At 60.5% G+C, this 271-nt stretch carries 1 protein-coding gene; it reads left to right on the forward strand.

All coding sequences use genetic code 11. The features are described from left to right. The first annotated feature begins 2 nt into the window (after nt 1–2). Nucleotides 3–188: an accessory factor UbiK family protein gene (locus V0R37_RS22220; RefSeq protein ID WP_420376569.1), complete on the forward strand. Its 186-nt coding sequence runs from the start codon at nt 3–5 to the stop codon at nt 186–188. Nucleotides 189–271: the final 83 nt, after the last annotated feature.

Below are 271 nucleotides of genomic sequence, written 5' to 3' on the forward strand. Positions count from 1 at the left end.
CGTTGCCGCGCGCAGAACTGGAAGCCCAGTTCAAAGCCCTGCTGCAAAGTGGTTTCAGCAAGCTGGAGCTGGTCAGTCGCGAAGAGTTCGACAGCCAGATGGTGGTGCTGGCCCGAACCCGCGCCCGTCTCGAAGCATTGGAAGCCAAGGTCGCGGAGCTGGAAGCCAAGCTCACTGCCGCAGACTAAGGTTATGTTGTAGGAGCGGCTTCAGCCGCGTACAGGCTTCGCGGCTGAAGCCGCTCCTACAGCAGGCCGTTGAAAAACGTAGG

Source organism: Pollutimonas rozaliensis (assembly GCF_048751585.1).
Lineage (GTDB): Bacteria > Pseudomonadota > Gammaproteobacteria > Burkholderiales > Burkholderiaceae_B.